The organism is Streptomyces sp. NPDC058401, assembly GCF_042722885.1.
Lineage (GTDB): Bacteria > Actinomycetota > Actinomycetes > Streptomycetales > Streptomycetaceae > Streptomyces.
Genome location: NZ_JBHXKA010000035.1, coordinates 42,134 through 67,182 on the forward strand (window position 1 = coordinate 42,134; position 25,049 = coordinate 67,182).

25 protein-coding genes are annotated in these 25,049 nt (G+C 72.1%); 16 read left to right on the forward strand and 9 right to left on the reverse strand.

Going from position 1 to position 25,049, the window contains the following annotated elements; genetic code table 11:
* Window positions 1-149: 149 nt before the first annotated feature.
* A complete protein-coding gene (locus ACFWNV_RS15790; RefSeq protein WP_383946394.1) occupies window positions 150-563 on the reverse strand; it encodes a nuclear transport factor 2 family protein in 414 nt (137 codons plus the stop codon).
* 70 nt (window positions 564-633) lie between these two features.
* On the reverse strand, window positions 634-2,415 hold the full coding sequence (locus ACFWNV_RS15795) for a serine/threonine-protein kinase (protein ID WP_383946397.1): 1,782 nt from the start codon (window positions 2,413-2,415) through the stop codon (window positions 634-636).
* A gap of 337 nt (window positions 2,416-2,752) precedes the next feature.
* Here ACFWNV_RS15795 and ACFWNV_RS15800 point away from each other — a divergent pair, with 337 nt between their 5' ends.
* Window positions 2,753-3,292: a GNAT family N-acetyltransferase gene (locus tag ACFWNV_RS15800; RefSeq protein ID WP_383946400.1), complete on the forward strand. Its 540-nt coding sequence runs from the start codon at window positions 2,753-2,755 to the stop codon at window positions 3,290-3,292.
* Window positions 3,293-3,314: 22 nt separating this feature from the next.
* Here the strand turns inward: ACFWNV_RS15800 and ACFWNV_RS15805 are convergent, their stop codons facing one another.
* Both ACFWNV_RS15805 and ACFWNV_RS15810 read right to left on the reverse strand, forming a co-directional pair.
* The gene (locus ACFWNV_RS15805; RefSeq protein ID WP_383946403.1) at window positions 3,315-3,836 is read right to left on the reverse strand and encodes a MarR family winged helix-turn-helix transcriptional regulator; all 522 of its coding nucleotides are present in this window, start codon (window positions 3,834-3,836) and stop codon (window positions 3,315-3,317) included.
* On the reverse strand, window positions 3,829-4,554 hold the full coding sequence (locus ACFWNV_RS15810; protein ID WP_383946405.1) for a type 1 glutamine amidotransferase family protein: 726 nt from the start codon (window positions 4,552-4,554) through the stop codon (window positions 3,829-3,831). The genes ACFWNV_RS15805 and ACFWNV_RS15810 overlap by 8 nt, the downstream gene beginning before the upstream one ends.
* Window positions 4,555-4,724: 170 nt before the next feature.
* Here ACFWNV_RS15810 and ACFWNV_RS15815 point away from each other — a divergent pair, with 170 nt between their 5' ends.
* The 4 genes from ACFWNV_RS15815 (at window position 4,725) to ACFWNV_RS15830 (ending at window position 10,253) form a co-directional block, all read left to right on the forward strand.
* Window positions 4,725-6,077, forward strand: a complete 1,353-nt coding sequence (locus ACFWNV_RS15815) for an aspartate aminotransferase family protein (protein WP_383946408.1) — start codon at window positions 4,725-4,727, stop codon at window positions 6,075-6,077.
* Between the two features lie 256 nt (window positions 6,078-6,333).
* Window positions 6,334-7,014, forward strand: coding sequence for a GntR family transcriptional regulator (locus ACFWNV_RS15820; protein ID WP_383946411.1), 681 nt, complete (start codon window positions 6,334-6,336; stop codon window positions 7,012-7,014).
* On the forward strand, window positions 7,011-9,503 hold the full coding sequence (locus ACFWNV_RS15825) for a glycosyltransferase 87 family protein (protein WP_383946414.1): 2,493 nt from the start codon (window positions 7,011-7,013) through the stop codon (window positions 9,501-9,503). The genes ACFWNV_RS15820 and ACFWNV_RS15825 overlap by 4 nt, the downstream gene beginning before the upstream one ends.
* 99 nt (window positions 9,504-9,602) lie before the next feature.
* Window positions 9,603-10,253, forward strand: a complete 651-nt coding sequence (locus ACFWNV_RS15830) for a hypothetical protein (protein ID WP_250744899.1) — start codon at window positions 9,603-9,605, stop codon at window positions 10,251-10,253.
* A 55-nt stretch (window positions 10,254-10,308) separates the two neighbouring features.
* Here the strand turns inward: ACFWNV_RS15830 and ACFWNV_RS15835 are convergent, their stop codons facing one another.
* Entirely contained in the window at window positions 10,309-11,034 is a 726-nt protein-coding gene (locus tag ACFWNV_RS15835) for an SLATT domain-containing protein (RefSeq protein WP_383946417.1), read from the reverse strand.
* Window positions 11,035-11,302: 268 nt separating this feature from the next.
* Here ACFWNV_RS15835 and ACFWNV_RS15840 point away from each other — a divergent pair, with 268 nt between their 5' ends.
* From ACFWNV_RS15840 to ACFWNV_RS15870, 7 genes are all read left to right on the forward strand, one after another.
* Window positions 11,303-11,647, forward strand: a complete 345-nt coding sequence (locus tag ACFWNV_RS15840; RefSeq protein ID WP_112450812.1) for a YbaB/EbfC family nucleoid-associated protein — start codon at window positions 11,303-11,305, stop codon at window positions 11,645-11,647.
* A gap of 70 nt (window positions 11,648-11,717) precedes the next feature.
* On the forward strand, window positions 11,718-12,317 hold the full coding sequence (gene recR / locus ACFWNV_RS15845; RefSeq protein ID WP_383946421.1) for a recombination mediator RecR: 600 nt from the start codon (window positions 11,718-11,720) through the stop codon (window positions 12,315-12,317).
* Window positions 12,310-12,957: a DUF5063 domain-containing protein gene (locus ACFWNV_RS15850; RefSeq protein ID WP_383946424.1), complete on the forward strand. Its 648-nt coding sequence runs from the start codon at window positions 12,310-12,312 to the stop codon at window positions 12,955-12,957. Before recR ends, ACFWNV_RS15850 begins: the two co-directional genes overlap by 8 nt.
* 134 nt (window positions 12,958-13,091) lie before the next feature.
* Window positions 13,092-14,369 carry an aspartate kinase gene (locus ACFWNV_RS15855; protein WP_383946427.1) on the forward strand — a complete coding sequence of 426 codons (1,278 nt, stop codon included), beginning with the start codon at window positions 13,092-13,094 and terminating at the stop codon, window positions 14,367-14,369.
* A complete protein-coding gene (locus tag ACFWNV_RS15860; RefSeq protein ID WP_383946430.1) occupies window positions 14,366-15,460 on the forward strand; it encodes an aspartate-semialdehyde dehydrogenase in 1,095 nt (364 codons plus the stop codon). Before ACFWNV_RS15855 ends, ACFWNV_RS15860 begins: the two co-directional genes overlap by 4 nt.
* Window positions 15,461-15,619: 159 nt before the next feature.
* Window positions 15,620-16,351, forward strand: coding sequence for a SigE family RNA polymerase sigma factor (locus tag ACFWNV_RS15865; RefSeq protein WP_383946433.1), 732 nt, complete (start codon window positions 15,620-15,622; stop codon window positions 16,349-16,351).
* A complete protein-coding gene (locus tag ACFWNV_RS15870) occupies window positions 16,348-17,658 on the forward strand; it encodes a hypothetical protein (protein WP_383946435.1) in 1,311 nt (436 codons plus the stop codon). The genes ACFWNV_RS15865 and ACFWNV_RS15870 overlap by 4 nt, the downstream gene beginning before the upstream one ends.
* On the opposite strand, the gene ACFWNV_RS15875 is transcribed toward ACFWNV_RS15870, so the two are convergent.
* Window positions 17,651-18,511, reverse strand: a complete 861-nt coding sequence (locus ACFWNV_RS15875; RefSeq protein ID WP_383946438.1) for an SURF1 family protein — start codon at window positions 18,509-18,511, stop codon at window positions 17,651-17,653. The genes ACFWNV_RS15870 and ACFWNV_RS15875 overlap by 8 nt on opposite strands.
* Before the next feature lie 54 nt (window positions 18,512-18,565).
* Window positions 18,566-20,341 carry a prolyl oligopeptidase family serine peptidase gene (locus ACFWNV_RS15880; RefSeq protein ID WP_383946457.1) on the reverse strand — a complete coding sequence of 592 codons (1,776 nt, stop codon included), beginning with the start codon at window positions 20,339-20,341 and terminating at the stop codon, window positions 18,566-18,568.
* 169 nt (window positions 20,342-20,510) lie between these two features.
* Between ACFWNV_RS15880 and ACFWNV_RS15885 the strand changes: the two genes are divergently transcribed.
* The 3 genes from ACFWNV_RS15885 to ACFWNV_RS15895 are packed head-to-tail and all read left to right on the forward strand — an operon-like array spanning window position 20,511 to window position 22,644.
* Window positions 20,511-20,690: a hypothetical protein gene (locus ACFWNV_RS15885; protein WP_383946440.1), complete on the forward strand. Its 180-nt coding sequence runs from the start codon at window positions 20,511-20,513 to the stop codon at window positions 20,688-20,690.
* Between the two features lie 40 nt (window positions 20,691-20,730).
* Window positions 20,731-22,038 carry a cytosine deaminase gene (gene codA, locus ACFWNV_RS15890; protein WP_383946443.1) on the forward strand — a complete coding sequence of 436 codons (1,308 nt, stop codon included), beginning with the start codon at window positions 20,731-20,733 and terminating at the stop codon, window positions 22,036-22,038.
* Between the two features lie 6 nt (window positions 22,039-22,044).
* Window positions 22,045-22,644 (forward strand): HD domain-containing protein, encoded by a 600-nt coding sequence (locus tag ACFWNV_RS15895; protein WP_383946446.1) that lies wholly within the window; start codon window positions 22,045-22,047, stop codon window positions 22,642-22,644.
* A 37-nt stretch (window positions 22,645-22,681) separates the two neighbouring features.
* Here the strand turns inward: ACFWNV_RS15895 and ACFWNV_RS15900 are convergent, their stop codons facing one another.
* Both ACFWNV_RS15900 and ACFWNV_RS15905 read right to left on the reverse strand, forming a co-directional pair.
* Window positions 22,682-23,128: a DoxX family protein gene (locus ACFWNV_RS15900; RefSeq protein ID WP_383946449.1), complete on the reverse strand. Its 447-nt coding sequence runs from the start codon at window positions 23,126-23,128 to the stop codon at window positions 22,682-22,684.
* A gap of 120 nt (window positions 23,129-23,248) precedes the next feature.
* Window positions 23,249-24,376 (reverse strand): sulfite oxidase, encoded by a 1,128-nt coding sequence (locus ACFWNV_RS15905; protein WP_383946452.1) that lies wholly within the window; start codon window positions 24,374-24,376, stop codon window positions 23,249-23,251.
* Between the two features lie 102 nt (window positions 24,377-24,478).
* Here ACFWNV_RS15905 and ACFWNV_RS15910 point away from each other — a divergent pair, with 102 nt between their 5' ends.
* Window positions 24,479-24,868: an SHOCT domain-containing protein gene (locus ACFWNV_RS15910; RefSeq protein ID WP_383946454.1), complete on the forward strand. Its 390-nt coding sequence runs from the start codon at window positions 24,479-24,481 to the stop codon at window positions 24,866-24,868.
* The last annotated feature ends 181 nt before the right edge of the window (window positions 24,869-25,049 follow it).

Below are 25,049 nucleotides of genomic sequence, written 5' to 3' on the forward strand. Positions count from 1 at the left end.
TCGTCGGCGTCCCACTGGAGAGCCCACTTCCCAGGTAGCTCTCAGGTATGACAGGGCCTACTCAGAGGCCATTTCAGGCGGGCGCCATTGCGGACGGAGGTCATTCCGGGCGGGCGCCATTCCAGGCGAGTTGCCCGCGCCGGGCCCCGTCAGTCGGCCGCCAGCGATTCGGCGAGCGGCTCCACGAGCGGTTCGACGAAACCGGCGCGCCAGCGCGGGGCCGGGTCCTGGCCCGGGCTGGTCCAGTACTCCCGCGCCCCGGCGATCTGCCCGTCCCGCACGGTCCACAGGGAGACGGCACGATAGACGACGTGGTCCTGAGGTATTTCCACCTCGGTCACCACGAGATCGCCGTCCGCGAGGATCCGGAGCACCTCGACGGATCTCTCGTCCGCGTAATCGTCATCGCTGATGACGGCGATGAAGTTGTCGCGACCGACGATGCGTTCGCTGCTCACGGGCCATTCGATCACCGCGTCCTCGGCGATCAGCAGGGCCACTCCGTCCCAGTCGCGTGCCTCGATCCGCTCCCACAGTTGTGCCACTACCTTCAACGGCTCCATGTGCCGCAGTGTGCGGGGGGACCGGTGATTGCAACAAGCTTTGCTTGCAGGCTTATTGACTTCGAAATAATTAGCGACGCCGGTACGTGAGCGGAGCGGCGGTGCTGCCGTCGAGCTCACGCACCAGGTTCCCGTTGGAGAGCAGTCGCAGTGTGCTCCGGCCGCCCGGCGAACACGAGGGCGGCGTACCGGAGATCACCGTGGAGGGGTCGAGCCCGACGCTGTCGGCGGTGGCGGAGCGCAGCGGGGCGGTCCAGGCGCAGCTGAGTCCGGGGGCCTGGAGGGTCAGGGACATGACGTTGGAGCCGCTCGTGCCGGGGGTGAGGGTGAGCTGCCAGCTCTGCCCGCCGTAGACGGTGCGCCAGGTCCCGGCGTAGGCCTCGGGAAGCGTCGCCGGAGGGGCGGAAGGGGAAGGGGAAGGAGTGGCAACGGCGTCGGGCGTGGTCGCGTCCCCGGTGGCCCGCGCACCGGAGGAGCCGGAGGAAGCACCGGAGGACGCGCCGGAGGAGGGGGAGGCGCCGGATCCGGCGCGGGGCGCGCCTTCCCCGGATCCGCTCATGACGGTGTAGACCGTGCCGCCGGCCGCCACGGCGACGATCGCGGCGACGGCGACGAGCAGGGCGGTGGAGACGGACCGGGAGCGCGTCCGGGAGCCGGGTCCGCGCCCGGAATCGGACCAGGGGCCGGCGCCGGGGCCGTATCCGGCGTCCGCCGGGCCGGGCACGGGGGTGAGCGTGGACGCGGGGGCCGGGGCCGGTGCAGGGCTCGGCGCAGGAGCGGGAGGGGAGGCGGCCGGCTGCTCCGAGGAGCGCTGGGCGGGCACGGTCACCGGCTCGGGCCGGTCCGGGCCGGCGTCCACGCGGTCCAGCAGGGCTATGGCGTGCTGTCCGAGCCGCGCGACGAGCGGCGCGGGCAGCCAGGGCTCCGGGGTGTCCCCCCGGCCGGCGGTGAACCGTTCGAGGAGCGCGGCGGGGGTGGGCCGGGCGGCCGGGTCCTTGTGCAGGCAGTCGCGTACGACGTCGCGCAGTTCGGCCGGTACGCCGGCCAGGTCGGGTTCCGCTTCGGTGACGCGCATCAGCAGTGCGGCGATGCCTCCGGGCTGGTCCGGGTCGCCGAAGGGCAGCCGGCCGGTGGCGGCGTAGGCGAGCACCGCGCCGAGGCCGAACACGTCGCAGGCCGGGGTCACGGGGGTGCCGTTGATCTGCTCGGGGGCGAGGAAACCGGGGGAGCCGAGGAGTTCGCCGGTCTGCGTGAGGCCGGGGTCGGCGGTGGCGCCCAGGGCCCGGGCGATGCCGAAGTCGATGACGCGGGGGCCGTCGGCGGTGAGCAGGATGTTGCCGGGCTTCAGGTCCCGGTGGACCAGGCCGGCCCGGTGGATGTCCTGGAGGGCGTACGAGAGCCCCTCGCCCAGGATCCGTACGGAGCCGGCCGGCAGCGGGCCGAAGTCGCGGCCGACGGCTTGGCGCAGGCTCGGCCCGGCGATGTAGGCGGTGGCCAGCCAGGGGATCTCGGCGTCGGGGTCGGCGTCGAGGACGGCGACGGTCCAGTCCCCGCCGACGAGGCGGGCGGCGTCGGCCTCGCGGCGGAAGCGGGTGCGGAAGTCGGGGTGCGCGGCGAGGTGGGGGTGGATCAGCTTCACGGCGGCGGTGCGGGTGCCCGTACGGGTCCGGGTGCCGGCGGGAGCTCCGGTTCCGGTTCCGTATCCGGATCCGCTGCCCGTGACACCGCCGGTGCCGGGGTCGTGGTCCTCGGCGCGGCCGAGGTACACCTGGCCCATACCGCCCGTTCCGAGGCGGGCGAGCAGGCGGTACGGGCCGATGTGTTCCGCATCGCGCGGGTGCAGTTGCTCCATGACAGGTGGTCCTCCCCCTGGGACTCGCCGGAGCCCGACAATAGTGCGGCCGGGGGCGATACCGGTTGCGGGGGTGGGATTGGCGCAGGCCGGACGGCACGGCGGGGCTGCCGGTGACCGGGGCGCACCGGGCTGTCGGGTCCCACCAGGTGTACGGGCGAGGCGTGTTGGGATCCCGTGCCGGTACGGGGCCGCTCTGCGGGGTACCGGATCATGCGGGGAGCCCTCGCCGAACCGAGGAGTCCACCGAAGCGGGGACTCCTCACCGAACCGGGGAGTCCATCGAACCGAGGAGTCCTCACCGAACCGGGGAGTCCACCGAAGCGAGGAGCGGCCGGTGCAGTTGCGCAACGTCGAGCTTGCCGACGTCGAGGCGTACGTCAGGATGCGGTGCGATCCCGTCATGATGGCCGACCTGGGCGGACCCCTGCCGCGTGCGGGCATGGAGGACAAGGTCCGCCGGGACGTCCACAGGGCGGCCGCGGATCTCGACTGGATCAAGATGATCATCCCGGACCCGGCCGCGCCCGAGGTGGTGGCGGGAACGGTGACGCTCTGGTCCCACACCACCGAGGACGGGCCCATGTCGGAGATCGGATGGATGGTCCTGCCCGAACACCAGGGGCGCGGACTGGCCAAACAGGCCGTCCGCACCCTTCTCGACCAGGCCCGGGACGAGGGCGAGGACCAGGGCCAGAACCAGGGCCAGGGCCGTTGGGGACTCGTGCACGCCTTTCCCGCGACGGGCAACGGAGCTTCGAACGGCATCTGCCGCTCGCTCGGCTTCCGGTTCGTCGCCGCGCGCGAGGTGGCGTTCGCCGACCGAGTCCTCCGGGCCAACCACTGGGTCGTCGATCCCCGCACCGCCCGCACCTGAAGAAGGGGCCCGGAAGCCGCCCCTACGCGGCCGGGGCGCCGGGCGGGGGCGGCAGGGTGTCCAGGGTCGTGTCCAGGGTGTCCAGGACGGCCGTCAGGCGTTCCAGGACGCGGACCGTTTCCGCGAGGCCGTCCTCGCCGAGGGCCTCCGCGAGCCGGGTGGCCAGGGTCGCGTGGCCCGGGCCGATCCGCGCGACGGCGGCGCGGCCGGCCTCGGTGGGGCTCAGCAGCTTCGCTCGGCGGTGGGCCGGGTTCGGGACGTACTCGGCGAGGCCCTTGGCGGCCAGCAGATCGGCGATCCGCTGCACGCTCTGGCGGGTGATGCCCATGGCCCGGGCGATACCGGCGACGGGCAGCGGCTCGCGGAGCACCGCCCCGAGCACCTGCCACCAGGCCGCGGTCAGCCCCGCCGGGCGGGCCAGCTCCTCCGACACGGAGAGGAACTGGCCGTTGAGCCGGAACACCCCGAGGGCCGTGCGGCTCAGGAGGTCCTGCCGGGTGCGTGTGCCGGGGTCGGTGCCGGTGCCGGCTGCTTCGTCAGGCATCGCTTGATTCCCGCTCCTGTTCCCGCTCCTGTTCCTGCTCCGACGCCGCCATCAGGACGGGGTACGCGCTCTCGTCGGAGTCGTGGAAGAGGCGGTACCAGGCGTCGAGCACGTGCGCCTCGTACACCCCGAGGCGGGCGAAGACCTCGCGGGCGAACGCCACCGGTTCCGTGGGGCCGGCCGTGATCAGGTCGCCGTCGGTGACCGCGTCGGCCTCGACGTAGCGCGCGGCGCCCGCGTAGCCCGGCTGGCCGCCGAGGTAGAAGGGGGCCGCGCTGGTGTGCGTACGTCCGTCCAGGACTCCGGCGCGGGCCAGTCCGGCCGTGGCTCCGCAGATCGCCGCGACCGGGACGCCGGCCGCGAGGAACTCCTCGGCCTTCGCCGCGAAGGGAGCCAGGTCGTCGCCCGCGTCCCACAGCCCGGCGCCGGTCAGGATGAGCAGTGCGGACTCCTCGGGGCGCAGGTCCGCGAGGGCCAGGTCGGGCTGGATGCGGAGGCCGCCCATCGTGGTGACGGGCCGTCCCGTGGCGACGCCGACGGTGCGGACCTCGTAGCCGTGCTGGGTCAGGTGCGCGGTGGTGTGGCCCGTCTCCCAGTCGGCGTAGGTGTCGTACACCGCCACGTGGACGGTGCGGACCGCGCCGCCACCCGCGGACTCCGCCCCGGCCTGCGTCTCCGCCCCGGTCTCCGCCTGCGTCTTCGCCTGGGTCTCGCTCATCGTGCTCGCCTCCGGTGTCGCCGTCGCCGTCACATCCCCTTATGACAGCATGCTGACACAATGACAGCCTGCTGTCAATCATTCCCCAGACAGACTGCCGAGACCCGCCCCCCACCCGCATACAGACCGCCGATATCCCTCCCCACCTGCGCACTTCTACGGTTGCGGCCATGACCCCTCACGTCACCTCGGGCGCCTCCGTCAAGGCTGCCGACCGCGCCCACGTCTTCCACTCCTGGTCCGCCCAGGCCCTGATCGACCCGCTCGCCGTGGCCAAAGCCGAGGGGTCGCACTTCTGGGACTACGACGGCAAGCGCTACCTCGACTTCGCCTCCCAGCTGGTCAACACCAACATCGGTCACCAGCACCCCAAGGTCGTCGCCGCCATCCAGGAGCAGGCGGCCAGGCTCTGTACCCTGGCCCCCGGTTTCGCCGTGGACGTCCGCTCCGAGGCCGCACGCCTCATCGCGCAGCGGACCCCCGGCGACCTCGACAAGATCTTCTTCACCAACGGCGGCGCCGAGGCCGTGGAGAACGCCGTCCGCATGGCCCGGCTGCACACCGGGCGGCAGAAGGTGATGTCCACCTACCGCTCGTACCACGGCGCCACCGCCGCCGCGATCAACCTGACCGGTGACCCGCGCCGCTGGCCCTCCGATGCGGCCGCCGCCGGTGTCGTGCACTTCTGGGGACCGTTCCTCTACCGCTCGCCCTTCCACGCGACCACCGAGGCCGAGGAGTGCGCGCGCGCCCTCACCCACCTCGCCGACACCATCGCCTTCGAGGGCCCGGCGACGATCGCCGCGATCATCCTGGAGTCGGTCCCCGGCACGGCCGGGATCATGACCCCGCCGCCCGGCTACCTGGCCGGCGTGCGCGAGCTCTGCGACCGCTACGGCATCGTCTTCATCCTGGACGAGGTCATGTCGGGATTCGGCCGGACCGGCACGTGGTTCGCCGCCGAGCACTTCGACGTCACCCCCGACCTGATCGCCTTCGCCAAGGGCGTCAACAGCGGCTACGTCCCGCTCGGCGGCGTCGCGATCTCCGGCGCGATCGCCGAGACCTTCGCCACGCGCCCCTACCCGGGCGGGCTGACCTACTCCGGTCACCCCCTCGCCTGCGCCGCCGCCGTCGCGACGATGAACGCCATGGAGGAGGAGGGCATCGTCGAGCACTCCGCCCACCTCGGCGAGAACGTGATCGGCCCGGCCCTCGCCGAGCTCGCGGAGCGCCACCCCTCGATCGGGGAGGTGCGGGGTCTGGGCACCTTCTGGGCCCTGGAGCTCGTACGGAACAAGGAGACGCGCGAGCCGCTGGTCCCGTACAACGCCGCCGGGGCCGACAACGCGCCGATGGCCGAGTTCGCCGCGGCCTGCAAGGCGTCCGGGCTGTGGCCGTTCGTCAATATGAACCGCACCCACGTCGTCCCCCCGTGCAACATCACGGAAGCGGACGCGAAGGAGGGCCTGGCCCTCCTGGACGACGCGCTGACCGTCGCCGACAGGCACGTTTCGGCCTGAGCACCTGACCGGCCGCTCGGCGGTCCGCCGTACGGGCGGACCTCCCCGCGGGCCGGTCGCACCCCCTCCGAACAGCGAGAACGCTCCTGCGCGGGCACCCCGAACGGGTTCCGCGCGGGAGCGGAACGATCAAGAAACCAGCCCTGATCCGTCCGGATAACGGGCACTAAATCCAGATAGCGGCCACAAACCGATCGGTTTCGGCCGTGTCGCCTGGCCTAAGGTGTCCGAAGCCCACAGATGGAGACGGACCCCTATGCCAGGCAGCGGCGCTGTCACCCGCAACACACTTCGCCAGCAGATCGCGGACGCGCTGCGTGACGAGGTGCTCGCGGGGCGCTTGGCGGCCGGGAGCGAATTCACCGTCAAACAGATCGCCGAGCAGTACGAGGTCTCCGCGACCCCCGTCCGCGAGGCCCTCGTCGACCTCTCCGCGCAGGGCCTCCTCGACTCCGTCCAGCACCGCGGCTTCCGCGTCCGAGTCTTCACCGTGGACGATTTCCGGGGCATGATCGAGGCTCGTACGTTGATCGTGGAAGGCATCTTCCGCAGGCTCGTGGAACGCGGCACCGCCCCCGGCACCGGGGAACGGCTGGTCTCGGTGCGCCGCCGGGCGGAAGAGGCGCGGCGAGCGGCGCTGAACGGCTCGCTCGACGTGCTGATCGGCTACGACCTGCGCTTCTGGAGGGAGCTGAGCGGGCTGGTCGGCAACATCTACATCTCCGAGTTCCTGCACCGGATCCGGGTGCAGTGCTGGGTGTTCTCCGTGCCCTACCTGAAGGCGGAGCCGGACCTGCGCTCCGACCTGTGGGCCGGCCACAACGAACTGATGGACGCGGTGACCCGCGCGGACGCCGAGGAGGTGCGCCGCCTCGTGCACGCGTACAACCAGCACGGTCTCGACTGGGCCGACGGCCTCAAGGCGGTCGGCGCGTGAGCGGGGAGAGCGCCGTGGGCGCCGACCGCGAGACCCCGGCCCACGCCCCGGCCCAGACCCCGGCCCGGGCAGGTGCGCGCTGGCTCGGAGCCGTCGGACTGTCGGTCGTCATCCCCGGGCGCGTCCCGGAGCCGGCCCTCACCGCCCTGCGCGACCAGCTCGACGCCCAGTGCGGCACGGATCCCGGCGCCTGGGAACTCATCCTGGTCACGGACGCGGTCACCGACGACGCGGTCACCGACGACCCGGTCACCGGTGACGCCGTCACCGATGACGCCGTCACCGACGACGCCCGGATCCGCCTGATCCACCTCGGCGACGACGAGCACCCCACCACCGGCAAGGGCGCAGCCCTCCGCGCCGGAGTGCTCGCCTCCGCGGGCGACCGGGTGCTGCTCACGGACGCCGCCCTCAGCACCCCGCTCGGCGAGCTGGCCCGCCTCGAAGAAAGCCTGGCCCAAGGCGAGGACGACGCAGCCCCCGCCGTGGTCCTAGGCCGTTCCCGGAACCGTCTCGTCCGCACCCTCGGCATCCCCGGCATACCGGGATTCCGCGCCGACACCTGTGCCTTCGCCCTCTTCGACGGCGACCGCGCCCGCGCCGCCTTCGGCGCCTCCACCCTCGACGGACCGGCCGTCGACGCCGAGGTCCTGCGCTGGATCCGCCGCCAGGGCTGGTACGTGGCGGAGGTCGAGCTCCCGGCGGCCCCCGGCCGGACCCCGCACGCCCCGGCCGGGGCCCCGCGTCCCGACCGGCGTCGGGCCCTCGGCGAGCTGTTCCGCCTCAACGCGGGCGGCCTCGCCGTGGCCCTCGCCTTCCTGGCGCTCTCCTTCTACGTCTTTCAGGGCCTGTGGAGGGACCTCGACGGCGCCTACCTCGCGGACGCGCTCCAGGACCAGAACCAGTGGGAGTGGTTCGTCGGCGTCACCACCGACAACATCACCCACCTCCGCAACCCGCTCTTCACCTTCTCCCAGGGCATGCCCGACGGCGTGAACCTGATGGCCAACGCCACGATGCTCGGCCTGAACGTCCCGCTGATCCCCGTCACGCTGCTCTTCGGGGAGACCGTCACCTTCGCGCTGGTCCTCACGCTCGGCATGGCCGCCAGTGCCTGGACCTGGTACTGGCTGATCCGCCGCCGGTTCGTGCGCAGCCGCTGGGCGGCCGCCGCGGGCGGGGCGCTGGCCGCCTTCGCGCCGCCGATGGTCTCGCACGCCAACGGCCATCCGAACTTCGTTGTCCTCTTCATGATCCCGCTGATCATCGACCGGGCCCTGCGCCTGTGCGAAGGCAGGAACGTGACCCGCGACGGAGTGCTGCTCGGGCTCTTCGCGACGTACCAGATCTTCATCGGCGAGGAGCCGCTGCTCATCGCCGCGCTCGGGATGCTGGTGTTCTGCCTGGCCTACCTCGTGGTCGATCGCCGCCGCGCCCTCGCGGCCGCGCGGCCGCTGGGCTCCGGGCTGGCCGTCGCGCTCGCCGTGTGCCTGCCGCTGGTGATCGTTCCGCTGTACTGGCAGTTCTCCGGACCGCAGAGCTACCACTCGGTCCTGCACGGGGACAACGCCGGGAACAGCCCGCGCGCCCTGATCGAGTACGCCTCCCGCTCCCTCTTCGGCGACCCCGAGACGGCCGGCAAGCTCTCCCTGAACACCACCGAGCAGAACGCCTTCTACGGCTGGCCCCTGCTCGCCTTCGGGGTAGCCGTGTGCGTGTGGCTGTGGCGGAGCAAGCCCGTACGGGCCCTCGCGCTCACCGCCTTCGTCGCGCTGCTGCTGTCCCTCGGGCCGTGGGTGCCCGTGCCCCGCACGGAGATCGTGCTGCCGGGACCCTGGCGCCTGATGATCAAGCTGCCGCTGTTCGAGTCGGTGATCGAGGGGCGCGTGGCGATGGTGTGCGCCCCCGTCCTGGGCATCCTGCTCGCCCTCGCGCTCGACCGGATCCTGCGGCTGCGCACGCGCGAGCTGCGCACGCTGGGCCTCCTGGGGGCGGCGGCCGCGCTGATCCCGGTGCTGCCGCTGCCGCTGACCGTACGGGACCGCGCGCCGGTGCCCGCCTTCATCAGCTCCGGGGACTGGAAGGGCTACGTCAAGGACGGGGAGGCACTCGTTCCGGTACCGCTGCCGGACCCGGGCCAGGCGGACGCACTGCACTGGCAGGTGAAGGCGGACTTCGGCTTCCGGCTGGCCGGCGGCTACTTCAACGGCCCGTGGGGCCCCGACCGGATCGGCATCTACGGGGCCACCCCGCGGCACCTCTCGAACCTCCTGCGCGACGTCCGCTACGGCGCGCAGCCGCCCGAGGCCGACGCCGGCTGGCGGCTCCAGGCCCGCCAGGACCTGGAGTACTGGAAGGCCGGCGCGGTCGTCCTGCCCTTCCAGGACCGGGACACCGAGCTGCGGGACCTGCTCACCGGCCTGCTGGGCCGGGAACCGGAGCAGGTGCGCGACGTATGGGTCTGGAGGGTGGGCCCGGGGGAGCCTTAGGGGGTGTCCTGCGCACCTTCGGTTCTGCTCACCCCTTCGCTGAGCGTGTCCGGCGCACTACGCTGGCCCGATCGGCGACAACGACTGATCGGAGGCCGAGTGGCCTGTGACCTGTGGCTGGTCCCCCTTGTCGACGTGCTGTGCCACAGCCCCGACAATCCCTTCGCGGAAGAGATCGCCTCGTACGACAAGGCGCTGGGCGAGGCCGGACTGCCGTCCGTGCCGGTGTTCGCGTACATGCCGGGGCTGTCCGGGGACGTCGCCCCGGTGGCCGGTTTCGACTACGACGCCCTGCACTTCCTGCGGCGGGCGTACCTGCTCCAGATCTGCGGGCTGCCGGTGACTCCGGTGGACGAGCTGGGCGGGGACTACGAGCAACTGCTGGAGATGTTCGAGCCGACGGCCCAGCAGTCGCACCTGGTGTGGCACTACGACCACGCGGGGGCCTACGTCCCCGTGGACTTCGCTTACCCGCTGGCCAACGAGGAGCTGCTGGCCGGGGGCGGGCCGCTGGGGTCCGCGCAGGGCCTGCTGCGCGAGCTGGCGCTGGTGGCTCCCGCGATCGGGATAGACCCCCGGAACCCGCCGCTGGCCCCGGCGCCCCCGGGGCGGCCGACGTCGCTGGAGGAGCCGGCCGGGCCGATCCCGTACGACGACAGCCCCTTCGCGCGGGAGCGGCACGTGTGGCTGGGCCTGCACGCGGCGGCGACCCGGAGCCTCGGCCAGGGCTCGATGATCATCTTCAGCTGACACGGCCGGTACGGGACGGGGCCGGCTCCGCACGGCGGAGCCGGCCCCGTCCTGTTCAGCGGGGCTGCTCCGGCGGTCTCTGGCGGGGCATGTTCGGGCGGGTGCCAGGGGGGAGCGGGAAGCGGGCCGGCGGCACGTGGGCCTCCGAGCGGGATCCGCCCGCGCCCAGCGACTGCATGACCAGCGGGGCGGGGCCGGAGCTGAACTCCACCATCCACTCCGCGGTCTCGGACCGCACGAGCTCGGTCACGTCCTCCGAGAAGCGGCGCAGCACGGTCAGACATCGCTCCGCGGCCTCGCTGGCGGTGCCCTCGGTCGGGCCCAGGATCTCCCGCACGTTCTCCGTGGCCCAGTCGAACTGCAGGGTTTGCAGCCGTCGCTGCACGGCCTGCGCCGTCGCCACGTCCCGCATCCAGCCCGAGGTCAGGCCGAAGAACCGGTCGCAGGCCAGGGCGGCCGCGCCCAGCAGCAGCGCCAGATAGCCGTACGAGGCCGCTCCGGGCACCGAGCCGGTCAGTTCCAGCAGCGGCATCGCGGCGCCGGTGACCGCGCCGGCGGCGGCCGCGATCCGCAGGACCCGGGCCCCCCGGCGCTTCCACGCCCGGTCCGACAGGTACCACTCGGCGGTGCGCAGCGCATCGGCTTCGACCCGTCGGTAGAGCTCGTCGAGCCGCTCGGCGGGCTCGCCCCAGTCCCCGAGAGGGAACGGCCGGCCGGTAAGGTCGCCGTCCTCTGCGGGATCCCGGGGTGGCCCCTCGGGCTGCATCTCCGGCTGACTCACCCGGGCACTCCCTCTGCCTGCGCTGAACGTGTGGTGGTGCGCGTGTGCGCAATGGTGCGCATGCTCTTCCTACCTTCGAATGAGACGCGGTGGGCAACGATTCCCGGGATTTCCGCCCGCAAGAGGGGCGTCATCAGGTACGCGCACGCCACGTCTCTCACTCGAAAGAGTTGGTCCTCACGGCGTAGGGCGCGGCGCCCGGGGAGCACGTAGGCTCGGATTGACCAAGCCGCCGGCGCTTGGCCCGACGCTACGGAGTGAGTGACCTGTGATTCCCGGTGGTGGTCAGCCCAACATGCAGCAGCTGCTCCAGCAGGCCCAGAAGATGCAGCAGGACCTTGCCGTGGCGCAGGAGGAGCTGGCGCAGGCCGAGGTCGAGGGCCAGGCCGGCGGCGGCCTGGTGAAGGCGACCGTCACCGGTTCCGGTGAACTGCGCGCGCTGGTGATCGACCCGAAGGCCGTGGACCCCGAGGACACGGAGACGCTCGCGGACCTGGTGGTCGCGGCGGTCCAGGCGGCCAACGAGAATGCGCAGGCGCTCCAGCAGCAGAAGCTGGGCCCGCTGGCGCAGGGCCTGGGCGGCGGCAGCGGCATCCCCGGCCTTCCGTTCTAGACCCCTAGACCTCCAGACCCCGTTTCCCCACCCGCACTCCTCAGCACCAGAACCGAAAGAAGGCAGTCCGTTGTACGAAGGCGTGGTCCAGGACCTGATCGACGAACTGGGCAGGCTGCCCGGCGTCGGGCCCAAGAGCGCGCAGCGGATCGCCTTCCACATCCTGCAGGCCGAGCCCACCGACGTCCGCCGCCTCGCGCACACGCTGCTGGAGGTCAAGGACAAGGTCCGGTTCTGTGCGGTGTGCGGGAACGTGGCGCAGGAGGAGCGGTGCAACATCTGCCGCGATCCGCGCCGCGATCTCACGGTCATCTGTGTGGTCGAGGAGTCGAAGGACGTCGTCGCGATCGAGCGGACCCGCGAGTTCCGGGGCCGGTACCACGTCCTCGGCGGCGCGATCAGCCCGATCGAGGGCGTCGGCCCGGACGATCTGCGCATCCGGGAGCTGCTGGCGCGGCTCGCGGACGGTTCGGTCACCGAGCTGATCATCGCGACCGACCCGAATCTGGAAGGCGAGGCGACCGCCACCTACCTCGCCCGCATGATGAAGCCCATGGGCCTCAAGGTCACCCGCCTGGCCAGCGGGCTCCCCGTCGGGGGAGATCTGGAGTACGCGGACGAGGTCACGCTGGGGCGGGCCTTTGAAGGAAGGCGACTTCTCGATGTCTGACGCAACGCTGCACGCCCTGGGACTGGATCCGGACGATTTCGCGGCTTCGATCGCGGACCAGATCGAGTCCTTCATCGTCGCGGTCACCGAGGTGGCCAAGGGCGAGGACCCGGACAGCGCCGTGCCCTTCCTCCTCCTGGAGGTGTCCCAGCTGCTGCTGGCGGGCGGCCGGCTGGGCGCGTACCAGGACGTCCTGCCCGACGAGCGCTACGAGCCCGACCTGGGCCCGGAGCCGGACGTGGAGGACCTGCGCGAGCGGTTCGCGGTGATGCTGGAGCCGGTCGACGTCTACTCGGAGGTCTTCGACCCCTACGAGCCGCGCAAGGCCCCGGTCCCGCACCGGATCTCCGACGACCTGGCCGACATGGTCGCCGACCTGCGGCACGGGCTCATCCACCACCAGGCGGGCCGGATCACCGAGGCGCTGTGGTGGTGGCAGTTCTCGTACTTCACCAACTGGGGCCCCACGGCCTCGGCCACGCTGCGCGCCCTCCAGTCGCTGATCGCGCACGTCCGCCTCGACCAGCCGCTGGCCGCGCTGGACGGGCTGGACACGGACGAGGACCTCGCCGAGGACGAGCTCGCGGAGCAGGCCGGCCAGGTCATGGCCGAGGAGCTCGGCCAGCTCGGCCGACGGTGACAATCCCTCGCGATCCCCTCGGCGGGGGAACTTGTCCGCTGATCTTTTCGTCTCATGATGTGGTACGAGGCGGTCGTATCGCGGCCGCTCGTTAGACTGCACCAGCAATGAGACGGATTGAGCGAGGAGCGCACGTGGGCCTTGTCGTGCAGAAGTACGGAGGCTCCTCCGTAGCCGATGCCGAAGGCATCAAGCGTGTTGCCAAGCGGATCGTGGATGCCAAGAAGAACGGCCACCAAGTGGTCGTCGTGGTTTCCGCGATGGGCGACACGACGGACGAGCTGATCGATCTCGCCGAGCAGGTGTCCCCGATGCCTGCCGGGCGCGAATTCGACATGCTGCTGACCGCCGGAGAGCGGATCTCCATGGCCCTGCTGGCCATGGCGATCAAAAACCTGGGCCACGAGGCCCAGTCGTTCACCGGTAGCCAGGCAGGCGTCATCACCGACTCGGTCCACAACAAAGCGCGCATCATCGATGTCACGCCGGGCCGTATCCGCACCGCGCTGGACGAGGGCAACATCGCCATCGTCGCCGGCTTCCAGGGTGTGTCGGCCGACAGCAAGGACATCACCACCCTCGGCCGGGGCGGCTCGGACACGACCGCCGTCGCGCTCGCCGCGGCGCTGGACGCCGAGGTCTGCGAGATCTACACCGATGTCGACGGCGTCTTCACCGCGGACCCCCGCGTCGTGAAGAAGGCCCGGAAGATCGAATGGATCAACTCCGAGGACATGCTGGAGCTCGCGGCCTCCGGTTCCAAGGTGCTGCTGCACCGCTGCGTCGAGTACGCGCGCCGCTACAACATCCCGATCCACGTCCGCTCGTCCTTCTCGGGACTGCCGGGCACCTGGGTCAGCAACGAGAATCCGCAAGGGGACGAGCCGGTGGAGCACGCCATCATCTCCGGAGTCGCTCACGACGTCTCCGAAGCCAAGATCACGGTCGTCGGCGTCCCGGACAAGCCGGGTGAGGCCGCGGCCATCTTCCGCGCCATCGCGGACGCCGAGATCAACATCGACATGATCGTGCAGAACGTGTCCGCCGCCTCCACGGGCCTGACGGACATCTCCTTCACCCTCCCCAAGGCCGAGGGCCACAAGGCCATCGACGCCCTGGAGAAGGCGAAGGGCACCATCGGCTTCGAGTCCCTGCGCTACGACGACCAGATCGGCAAGATCTCCCTGGTCGGCGCGGGCATGAAGACCAACCCGGGCGTCACCGCCTCGTTCTTCCAGGCACTGTCCGACGCGGGCGTCAACATCGAGCTGATCTCCACCTCGGAGATCCGCATCTCGGTCGTGACCCGCCAGGACGACGTCAACGAGGCCGTCCGCGCCGTGCACACGGCCTTCGGCCTCGACAACGACAGCGGCGACGAAGCCGTCGTCTACGGAGGCACGGGACGTTGATCCCGTCCGCGGCCCGGTCCGCCTCCGCCCCGGCACTCGCCGTGGTCGGGGCGACCGGAGCCGTCGGCTCCGTCCTGCTCCAGCTGCTGTCCCAGCGTGCGGACGTCTGGGGCGACGTACGCCTGATCGCCTCCTCGCGCTCGGCCGGCCGCAGGCTGACCGTGCGCGGTACGGAGACCGAGGTGCTCGCCCTCACCGAAGACGCCTTCGACGGCCTCGGGGCGGGCGACATCGCGCTCTTCCTGACCCCGGCCGAGATCTCGGCCCGGTGGGCTCCCGTCGTCACCGCGCGCGGTGCCGTCGTGGTGGACCAGTCCGCGGCTTTCCGCGAAGACCCCGAGGTACCGCTGGTGGTGCCCGAGGTGAACGGGCACGCGGCCCGGATCCGGCCGCGCGGGATCGTCGCCGGGCCCGACTGCGTGACCGCCGCGATGATCGCGGCGCTGGGCGCGCTGCACGCCGAGTACGCGCTGGCCGAGCTGGCCGTCTCCACGTACCAGGCCGCGAGCGCGGCGGGCCGGGCCGGCTCGGAGGCGCTGCGCCGCCAGCTGTCGCTCATCGCCGGCAGCTCCCTGGGGGAGCATCCCGGGGACGTGCGCCGGGCCGTGGGCGATGACACCGGGCCCTTCGCGGGTCCGCTCGCGCTCAACGTGGTGCCGTGGTCCGGTGAGCTCCGCGAGGACGGCTGGTCCTCGCACGAGCTGGCCGTACGGGCGCAAGTACGCCGGATCCTGGACCTGGCGGAGCTGCCGGTGTCCGTGACCTGCGTACAGGTACCCGTACTGACCGGGCATTCACTGTCCGTACGGGCCCGGTTCGAGGGCGCCGTCGAGGCGGTGCACGCCCGGGAGATCCTGGAATCGGCCCCCGGGGTGGTCCTCGTCGACGACCCGGCCGCGGGGGAGTTCCCGACGCCTTCGGACGCCGCGGGAACGGATCCGGCCTGGGTGGGGCGGGTGCGGCGCTCGCTCGACGACCCGCGGTCGCTGGAGTTCTTCGTCTGCGCGGACAACCTCCGCCAGGGCGCTGCGCTCAATGCCACACAAACTGCGGAGCTCATCGCGGCTGATTTTGGCTCTTTCAGTTTGTAGGATCATCGTTAATCCCTTGATCGAGTGGATGGCCCGACGGCTGTCGTCGTACGACGACCCGCGCCCGGGTGAGCGGCTACGCAAGAAGACGATGAGAATCCCCCCGATGAATCTGCCGTGCGCGTACAACCCTGCCGGGGGGACGCGTGTCCAACAGGCGTGGCAGAAGCATTGCTCGAACTCCCCGTCATCGCGGCGCGCACCGGGACGCTCCAGGTCCCGTCGCGTCTGCGGTCCCGCACGCCCGGCAGGCGCCCGGTGATCGTTCCCGTTCCGCCCGCCGCCACGGCGCCCGGAGCCCCGGTGCTGGAAGGCCTGGTACCCGGCCCGCGCGACAGCTCGGAGACCATGCCGGCCGAGGCCGTCGAGGTCGCCGAAGTCGTCGAGGTGATCGCGGGGACCACCGTCGACCACCTCACGGAGACCTACCAGGCCCACTACCGCTCGCTCCTGGGCCTCGCCGCACTGCTCCTCGACGACACCGCCTCCTGCGAGGACGTCGTCCAGGAGGCCTTCATCCGCGTCCACTCGGCCCGCAACCGGGTCCGGGACCGGGACAAGACGCTGGCCTACCTGCGCCAGACCGTCGTCAACCTTTCGCGCTCCACCCTGCGCCGCCGCATCCTCGGCCTGAAGCTTCTGTCGAAGCCGATGCCGGACATGGCGAGCGCCGAGGAAGGCGCGTACGACCTGCTGGAACGGGACGATCTCATCAAGGCGATGCGCGGACTCCAGCGACGCCAGCGAGAGGTGCTGTCGTTGCGCTACTTCTCTGACATGACGGAAGCCCAGGTCGCCGAGACCCTCGGCATATCGCTCGGTTCGGTCAAGGCGTACGGATCGCGGGGCATTGCCGCGCTGCGGGTGGCGATGGAGGCTGCGCAGTCATGAGTGAGGACCGGAAGAAGAACGAGGGTCTGGAACCGGAGCCGACCGGCCGGTCCGGCCAGTCCGGCCAGTCCGGCGAATCTGCCTCCGGGGGCCCCGAGGCCCTGCGGGCGCTCGTGTTCGGCACGGCGAGTGAGCCGAGCGAGCCGGACACGGCGAGCACCGCGGATGCGCCCGAGGCGGCGGAGTCCGCTGCCGAGCCCGCGGTCGCCAAGCTCAGCGTCGTCAAGCCCGCCGTCGTCAAGCCCGTGGCCGCCGAGCCCCTGGCCGAAGAGGACGTGCTGCGCGATCTGCTGCGCGGGGTCGTCGGTGGGATCGAGCCCTCCGGCGACGCGCTGGAGCGGCTGCGGTACGCGGTTCCCGCGCGCCGGGTCCGCAACCGGCGGATCCTCGTCGCCGCCGCGGCGGCCGTCGTGGTGCTGGGCGGCGGGATCCCCGTGGGCCTGCACCTGACCTCCGCGACGGGCGGCGGCTCCGACCGCTCCACGATGGCGGGCCACGGCCAGAAGGGCGGGGACTCGAAGGGGTCCGGCCTGCACCAGAACGGCTCCGGGTCCCGTCCGAAGCCGAAGAAGACCTCGGACAAGGACAAGGACAAGGACAAGGACGGCAAGGACAAGACGGACGACGGCGACGCCAGCACCCTGCCGCCGCTGCCGCCGGACGGAGGCCTCCCGAGCATCGGCGGGCCGAACGTCACCCCGCCCCGCGCCCCCTCGCCCATCCCCGGCACCACCGGCTCCGTCGGCGGCGGCATCCCGCCCGCCTCCGGGGCCGTGCCCAACTGCGGCCAGAGCCAGATCTCCGTGGCGGGCAGCACCAAGGCCCCGTCGACCGGAGGCAAGGTCGCCGGCGCTTTCAAGGTCACCAACGTGTCGTCGAGAAGCTGTACCGTCCGCGGCCCCGAGTCGCTGGCGGCGGGCCCGGCGTTCCAGGGCGGTGCACCGGTGACGGTCGTCAACCACGTCACGGGCGATGCGGCGACCGGGCTGCTGCCCGACCCGTCGGTGGAGACCCTGCGGCTGGTGCTCCCGCCGAACGCGCAGTACGAGGTCCGATTCGCCTGGGTGCCGCCGGAGGGCGGCTGCCCCGCTGCGAGCGGTGGGGGCAACCCGGAGCAGGGCTCCGGCGCCGCGGACGCGGGGACGGGCACCGACACGGGCGAGTCCCAGGCGGCGATCCCGCCGCTCGGCGCCCTGGTGGCCCACACGCCCAATCCGGACGGTCCCGACGGCCCGACGACGCAGCTGAGCATCCCGGAAGCGTGCGGCGGAACGGTCTACCGGACGGGCGTCATCCCGCTCAGGTAGCCGAAGCGGAGCCGGCCCCGGCAGGGGCCGGCGCTGCCGGATCCCGCTCCGCGGGGTCCTGTCCCGCGGGTTCCCGCTCCGTGGGTTCCTGCTCCGGGGTCTCGGCGAGGAGGCCCGCCTCCGCGTCGCGCAGGGTCTCCACCTCGCGGCGGTACAGCCGGAACCACATGAAGAGCACGAACGCGGCGAAGACGAACCACTCGCCGGTGTAGCCGAGGTTCTGGAAGGCCTTCAGGTCCAGCCCGGTGTTGGCCGGAGCCTGCGCCGGTACCGGAGTCATCCCGTCGGCGGGCGTCTGCACGGTGAGCCAGCCGTCGTACAGGCCGTACGGCACGATGTTGACGAGCGAGGCCGCCCCGATGACGCCGAGCTGCCCGGCCGGCAGCCCGCCCGAGGAGTAGACGCCCTTGCTGGTGGAGTTCTCCGAGGCCTGGAGCGCCCCCGTCACCTCGACCCGCCCGGTCGGCGGAGCCGGGGCCCGGCCCGCGTCGGCGTTGCCGGGCAGCCAGCCCCGGACCACGGGTACGGCCTTGCCGGTGTCGGTCTTCAGCAGGGTCAGGACGTAGAAGCCGGACTTCCCGTCGAGCCGCCGCTCGGGGACGAGGAGCTGGTCGGCGTACTCCCCGGAGACCGAGGCGAGCCGTCCGGAGGTCCGCTTGTCCACCGGGAGCAGCGACTCCAGCGGCGCGGCCGCCTGTTCGGCGGGGCGTGCGCTGGTCGCCTCCTTGTGGGTGTCGACGCGGTCCTCGAACCGGCCGAGCTGCCAGGTCCCCATGAACAGGCAGAAGGGAACGCCGAGGGCGACGAAGACGTTGATCCCCCACCAGCGCGGGGTCAGGAGAAACCGGTGCACCCCACCACCGTACGGGGGGCGCACCGGTTCGCCGTTGCCGGGGCGGTCGGGGGACTACCGCGGCAGGTGCTTCAGCGCGAAGTCGATCTCCATGCGGACCTGCTTGATCCGCTCCTCCACGACGAGCGAGCCGTGCCCGGCGTCGTAGCGGTACACCTCGTGCTCGGCCCCGCGCGCCGCCAGCCGGTCCACGTAGTTCTCGATCTGCTGGAGGGGGCAGCGCGGATCGTTGAGCCCCGCCGCGATGTGCACGGGCGCCTTCACCGCGTCCACGTACGTCAGCGGCGAGGAGGCCGCGAAGCGCTCCGGGACCTCCTCCGGGGTACCGCCGAAGAGGGTGCGGTCCAGGGACTTCAGTGCCTCCATCTCGTCGTGGTACGCCGTCACGTAGTCGGCGACCGGTACGGCCGCCAGGCCCACCGCCCAGTCGTCCGGCCGGGTGCCGAGGCCCAGGAGCGTCAGGTAGCCGCCCCAGGAGCCGCCGGACAGCACCAGGCGTGCCGGGTCCGCGAGGCCGGAGCCCACCGCCCATTCCCGTACGGCTTCGACGTCCTCCAGCTCGATCAGGCCGACCCGGTGCTTGAGGGCGTCGGTCCACTCGCGCCCGTAGCCGGTCGAACCGCGGTAGTTGACCCGGACGACCGCGAAACCGTGGTCGAGCCAGGCCGCCGGGGTCGCGGCGAAGGCGTCGCTGTCGTGCCAGGTGGGCCCGCCGTGGATCTCGAAGACGGTGGGGAGGGGGCCGTCGCCGTGGCCGACGGGCCGCTGGGCGAGGGCGTGGATCCGCCCGCCGGGGCCCTCGACCCACACGTCCTCGACCGGTACGGAGCCCGGCGGCCGGAAACCGGGCGGGTCGAGCACGACCCCGCCCGCGGTCGACCGGATGACGCTGGGCTCGGCCGCGGAGGACCACTGGTACTCCACGGACCCGTCGGGCCGCGCCGTCGCACCCGACACGGTGCCCGGCGGAGTGTCGAGCCGTACGAGTTCCCGCGCGGCCAGGTCGTAGCGGAAGAGCTCGCTGCGCGCCTCGTAGCCGTGCTCGATCAGCAGCGCGGACCCGTCGGGGTACCACTCGGCGCCCACGTCGCCCGGCAGGTCGACGGCGAGCCCCTCCTCGGTGCCCGCGGCCACGTCCCACACCATGGGCTCCCACCGGCCGCGCCGCTGGTGGCCGACCAGCAGCCGGGTGTCTCCCGCGACGGGCGCGAAGCCGAGCACCATGAGGCCCAGCTCCTCGGTGCCGTCCTTGGAGTCGTCCAGCTCGGCGACGGTGGCGCCGTCCAGGGTGATCACGCGCAGCGCCGAGTGCATCGCGTCGCCGTGCTCGGTGTGCTCGACGGCGAGCAGGGTCCCGTCGCGGGACAGGTCGCCGACGCCGGCGGACTCGCGGTGCCGGTAGACGACGGCCGGCTCGGACCCGTCGGGCCGGACCACGTGGATCGTGGTGCCCTCCTCGTCGGTGGAGCGCCCCACGACGGCCGTCCCGTCCCGCCCGATGGCCAGCCCGGCGGGGTAGGAGGCCTCCAGCCCGGGGGTGGCCGGCTCGTCGGGGCCGCCCGCGAAGGGCTGGCGGACCCAGGTGCCGAACTCGTCGCCGTCGGTGTCGGAGAACCACCAGACCCACTCGCCGTCGGGGGACAGGGTGCCGTCGGTGGTCCCGTTGGGCCGGTCGGTGGCCTGCCGCTGGGCGCCGGTGGCACGGTCCCAGGCGTAGAGCTCGTAGGTCCCGGTGGCGTTGGAGACGAAGAGCGAGCGGTCGGGCGCGTCCTCGGCCCATTCGGGCAGCCCCACGCGCGGGGCCCGGAAGCGCTTCTCCCAGTCGGGCATGGCGGCGGCGTCCGCGGAGGCCTCGTTCGTGTCGGCGTCGTTCGTGTCGGCGGTGGCGTCAGTCATGCACCCATGTAACCCGATCGCCCGAGATGCCGACGGGCCCGAACGGGCGCAAGGTGGTCTGCGTACGAAGTTCTGTCGCATTCCCGGCGGAGGAGCTGCGGTCATGGCGAAGAAGGCGCACCGGAGTCAGCACGGTCATCAGGACGCGCATCACGATTCCGAGGTCGTGATGGCGAAGAACACGGCGGCCGAGGCGCGCGCCAAGGCCGCCGTCAGGGACGTGCAGTCGATCTCCGAGAAGACGCGGGGCAAGCGGCAGAAGTCCCAGGCGAAGCGCGGCTGATCGCCGGGCCGGGGCGGCGGGGCGTGCGTAGGGTGGCGCCATGCGGATGATCGTCCGGGGCGCCCGGCTGCTGCACAGCGAAGGCCTGCACGACGTCGAGGTCGCGGAGGACGGGCGGATCGCGCGCGTGCTCCCGTACGACGACCAGAAGGAGCCGCCGGCGACGGGGGTGCTGATCGAGGCGCACGGCGGCCTGCTCAGCGCGCCCTTCGTCGAGCCGCACATCCATCTCGACACGGCCCTGACGGCCGGAGACCCGCGCCCCAACGTCTCCGGGACCCTCTGGGAGGGCATCGCCTGCTGGAGCGAGCGCAAGAAGACCCTGACCCGCGAGGACGTGATCGCGCGGGCCACGGAGGTGCTCCGCTGGCAGGCGGCGCAGGGCGTCCTGCACGTGCGCACCCACTGCGATGTCACCGACCCGGAGCTGACCGCGCTCGACGCGCTGCTGGAGGTGCGCGACCGGGTCCGGGAGGTCATGACCCTGCAGATCGTCGCCTTCCCGCAGGAGGGCATCGTCTCCTTCCCCGGCGGCGAACGGCTGCTGCGCGAGGCCGTCCGGCGCGGGGCGGACGTGGTCGGAGCCATCCCGCACTTCGAGGACACCCGGGAGGACGGGGTGGAATCGCTGGCCGTCGCCTTCCGGATCGCCGAGGAGCAGGGCCTGCGGGTGGACGCGCACTGCGACGAGATCGACGACGAGCAGTCCCGCTTCGTGGAGGTGCTGGCCGCCCACGCCCTGCGCTCGGGGCTCCGCGGGCACGTGACGGCCTCGCACACGACGGCGATGGGCTCCTACGGCGGCGCGTACAGCTTCAAACTCCAGCGGCTGCTGTCGCGTTCCGGGATCAACCTCGTCTCGAACCCCTTCGCCAACCTCAACCTCCAGGGCCGTTTCGACGCCTACCCCAAGCGGCGCGGCCTCACCCAGGTCAAGGAGATGCTGGCGGCGGGGGTCAACGTGGCCTTCGGCCACGACGACGTGATGGACCCCTGGAACGCGCTCGGCACCGGCAACCCGCTGCAGACCGCCCTCGTCGGGATCTACGCCGCCCAGCTCACGGGGGCCGACGAGATCCCGGTCGCCTTCGAGATGGTGACGGAGCGCGCGGCGCGCGTCCTGGGCCTCTCGCCCTCCGAGTACGGGGTCCGCCAGGGCAACCCGGCCTCCTTCGTGCTGCTGCCGGCCGAATCGCCCACCGAGGCCGTCCGCCGCCAGGTCCGCCCCCGCTACGTGGTCTCGCGCGGCACCGTCCTCGCCGAGACCCCGGCGGCTCCGCCCCGGCTGCTGGCCTGGCCGGGAGAGGAGGGGCCGTCGGAGGTGGACTTCCGGCCCCGCCTACGCTGACCTGCCATGACCTTCGTGACATGGACCCTTGACACTCCGTCGGCCCGCGCGGCACTGGGGATCGCCACCGAATACACCGACGGGGCGCTGCTGAACCACTCGGTCCGGTCGTACGCCTTCGGGGCCGAGTACGCCGACCGGCACGGCCTCTCGTACGACCGCGAACTCTTCTACGTCAGCGCGCTGGTGCACGATCTCGGGCTGACCGCGCCCTTCGACAGCCACACCCTGCCCTTCGAGGAGGCGGGCGGCCACGTCGCGCGCGTGCTGACGGCGGGGCTGGGCTGGCCCGCGGAGCGGCGGGCGCGGGCCGAGGAGATCATCGTGCGGCACATGCGCGAGGACGTCACGGCCGCCGAGGACGTGGAGGGCCACCTGCTCCAGATCGGTACGACCGCCGACGTCTCCGGGGTCGGCGTCCTCGACGCCGACCCCGTCTTCACGGCCGCGCTGCTCACGGAGTACCCGCGCCTCGGTTTCGGCGACGCCTTCTTCGCGCTGGTCAGCGACCAGGCCGCGCGCAAGCCCCAGTGCGCGGCGGCGGCCTATGTGGCGAGCGGCGCGAAGGAGCGCATCGCGGCGAACCCGCTGGACCGGCGGGGCTGACCGGCCTTACGGGGGCTGACCGGGGGCCGGTCCCCGGTCAGAAGAGCCCGAGGGCGTTGTCCAGGGACCAGACCTGCCAGCCCATCGCGAAGAAGGCGACGCCGGAGATCAGGGCCATCATCAGGTTCTGCCCCTGCTCGCCCCAGTCGTGGATCATCAGGATCAGGTAGACCAGGTTCAGCAGCAGCCCGGCGAGCAGGGCTATCGGGGTCAGGAATCCGACGACGAGGCCCAGGCCCAGGGCCAGTTCGGCGTAGGCGACGAGGTAGGCCATGAAGCGCGGGTAGGGCTTGACGATGACGTCGAAGCCGCGCGTGACGAAGCCCCAGCGGTGCTTCTCGGCCACCCCGGCCGCCCAGCGGATGCCGCCTCCGCCGAACCAGTCCTTCTTGTCCTTGTGCCGCCAGCTCTCCAGCCACCACAGCCCGAGCCCGATCCGCAGAACGGCGACCCATTCGGGCCCGCCGAGCCAGATGGTCTGCATTCCCGGTTCCCTTCCTCGTTCCCTCGCAAAGATCTGACGATGTGTCAGTTTCGGGGGAAGGGGAGGGCCGTGGCAAGGGGTTGGCGGACGGCAGGGTTCAGCGGCGGGTGAGGGCAGGCCTCAGCGGCACACGACGGAGACCGTCTGCACCTGGTTGTTGCCGAAGCCCCCGCGGTTCCACGGCTGTTGCACCGGCTGCGTGCGCCCCGAGGCGTCGGTGGCGCGGGTCAGGAGGGTGTGGCTGCCCGGGACCGCCGTCCAGTCGGCGTGCCAGCCCTGCCAGGCGTACGGGTGACCGCCCTGTGGCAGCACCTCGGCGTCGGCCCAGCCGCCACCCCCGTCGGTGCTCAACTCCACGCGCACGACCGGCCCGTAGCCTGACCAGGCGCGCCCGGCGATCCGTACGGGGCCGGGACGCACGACCCGGGTGCGGGACATGAAATCGGGGAATCCCGGCGGGATCAGCAGGGCGCGCGGGGCGATCCGCGTGACGGGCTCGCCGGGCTCCTCGGGGCTCTGCCTGAAGCGGTAGGCCGTGGCCTGCTGGTAGCCGCGGAACGCCGTGTCGACGAGCTCGATGTCGCGCAGCCACTTCACATGGGCCATGCCGTACCAGCCCGGTACGACCAGCCGCAGCGGATGCCCGTGCTGGGGCGGCAGGGGCCCGCCGTTCATGGTGTGCGCCAGCAGTACGTCCGCGCCGACGGCGACGGGCAGCGGCAGGCTGCGCCGGTAGTCCTGCTCGACGCCCCGCTCCACCCCGTGGTCGGCGCCCGTGAACACCGCCTCCACGGCGTCCGGCGTCACCCCGGCCTCCGCGAGCACCGCGCGCAGCGGCACCCCGGTCCACTCGGCCGTCCCGACCGCCTCCACCAGCCAGGGCTGGCTTACCGGCCGCGGGGACAGTCGGGCCCGCCCGTTGCCGGCGCACTCCATGGTGACCCGGTGGGTGACGGAGGGGAGGGCCCGGAGGTCGTCCAGGCTCAGGTCCAGGGGGGTTCGCAGGCGGCCGTGGAGGGTCAGGCGCCAGGGGGTGGGAGCGGGGGTGCTGTCCGTGCCCGTGTCCGGGATGTCGTAGTGCACGAGTACGTAGTGCAGGCCGGCCGGGGTGACCTCGTACCGCAGGGCCTCCAGCGGGAGTCCGTGGTTGCGCGCGGCGAGCGCCAGCTCGTCCTGGCCGATGCCCTCTCCGGGGGCGGCGATCCGGCCAGGGGGACTGATCCCGGTGAGGGGGCTCTCCTCCTCCATGGGTTCATGGTCCCGCGGTGGGAGCGGACCGGCTACTCCGCGTGCGGATCACGTAATCGGGCGGTATGAATTGATCTGTCCCTTATGTGATCGGAGTGTCGCGTGGACGACTATCCACTGCTCAACCTGTTCTGGACCATGCTCTGGCTCTTCCTGTGGGTCATGTGGTTCTTCCTGCTGTTCAAGGTGATCACTGACATCTTCAGGGACCACGAGCTGCACGGCTGGGGCAAGGCCGGCTGGCTGATTCTGGTGCTCCTGCTGCCCTACATCGGCGTCTTCGTCTACCTCATCGTCCGCGGCAAGGGCATGAGCAAGCGGGACATGAAGCAGGCGGAGGAGCGGGAGCAGGCCTTCCAGGACTACGTCCAGAAGGCGGCGGGCCCCCGCAGCAGCCCGGCCGAGGAACTCGCGAAGCTGTCCTCCCTCAAGGAGAAGGGTCACCTGACCCAGGAGGAGTTCGACAAGGCCAAGGAGAAGCTCCTGACCTGAGGGGCCTGCGTGGCCTGAGTGCCCTGCGTGGCCTCAGGGGTGTCCTCGCCGCCCGCTTGAACGGGGGCGGGGGCGCGGGGGCGCGGGGGGGCCCCCCCGGGGGGGGGGGGGGTCAGGGCGCCGCCCGGGGGGGGGGGGGTGGGTTTTAAAAAAAAACAAGCCCCCCACACAATAAAAAAAA

What these genes read in the sequence shown, in the direction of transcription:
- ACFWNV_RS15790 (WP_383946394.1), bottom strand. Translation starts at nt 563, where the DNA reads ATGGAGCCGTTGAAGGTAGTGGCACAACTGTGGGAGCGGATCGAGGCA.
- ACFWNV_RS15795 (WP_383946397.1), bottom strand. Translation starts at nt 2,415, where the DNA reads ATGGAGCAACTGCACCCGCGCGATGCGGAACACATCGGCCCGTACCGC.
- ACFWNV_RS15805 (WP_383946403.1), bottom strand. Translation starts at nt 3,836, where the DNA reads ATGCCTGACGAAGCAGCCGGCACCGGCACCGACCCCGGCACACGCACC.
- ACFWNV_RS15810 (WP_383946405.1), bottom strand. Translation starts at nt 4,554, where the DNA reads ATGAGCGAGACCCAGGCGAAGACGCAGGCGGAGACCGGGGCGGAGACG.
- ACFWNV_RS15815 (WP_383946408.1), top strand. Translation starts at nt 4,725, where the DNA reads ATGACCCCTCACGTCACCTCGGGCGCCTCCGTCAAGGCTGCCGACCGC.
- ACFWNV_RS15820 (WP_383946411.1), top strand. Translation starts at nt 6,334, where the DNA reads ATGCCAGGCAGCGGCGCTGTCACCCGCAACACACTTCGCCAGCAGATC.
- ACFWNV_RS15850 (WP_383946424.1), top strand. Translation starts at nt 12,310, where the DNA reads ATGTCTGACGCAACGCTGCACGCCCTGGGACTGGATCCGGACGATTTC.
- ACFWNV_RS15870 (WP_383946435.1), top strand. Translation starts at nt 16,348, where the DNA reads ATGAGTGAGGACCGGAAGAAGAACGAGGGTCTGGAACCGGAGCCGACC.
- ACFWNV_RS15880 (WP_383946457.1), bottom strand. Translation starts at nt 20,341, where the DNA reads ATGCCCGACTGGGAGAAGCGCTTCCGGGCCCCGCGCGTGGGGCTGCCC.
- ACFWNV_RS15885 (WP_383946440.1), top strand. Translation starts at nt 20,511, where the DNA reads ATGGCGAAGAAGGCGCACCGGAGTCAGCACGGTCATCAGGACGCGCAT.
- codA (WP_383946443.1), top strand. Translation starts at nt 20,731, where the DNA reads ATGCGGATGATCGTCCGGGGCGCCCGGCTGCTGCACAGCGAAGGCCTG.
- ACFWNV_RS15895 (WP_383946446.1), top strand. Translation starts at nt 22,045, where the DNA reads ATGACCTTCGTGACATGGACCCTTGACACTCCGTCGGCCCGCGCGGCA.
- ACFWNV_RS15900 (WP_383946449.1), bottom strand. Translation starts at nt 23,128, where the DNA reads ATGCAGACCATCTGGCTCGGCGGGCCCGAATGGGTCGCCGTTCTGCGG.
- ACFWNV_RS15905 (WP_383946452.1), bottom strand. Translation starts at nt 24,376, where the DNA reads ATGGAGGAGGAGAGCCCCCTCACCGGGATCAGTCCCCCTGGCCGGATC.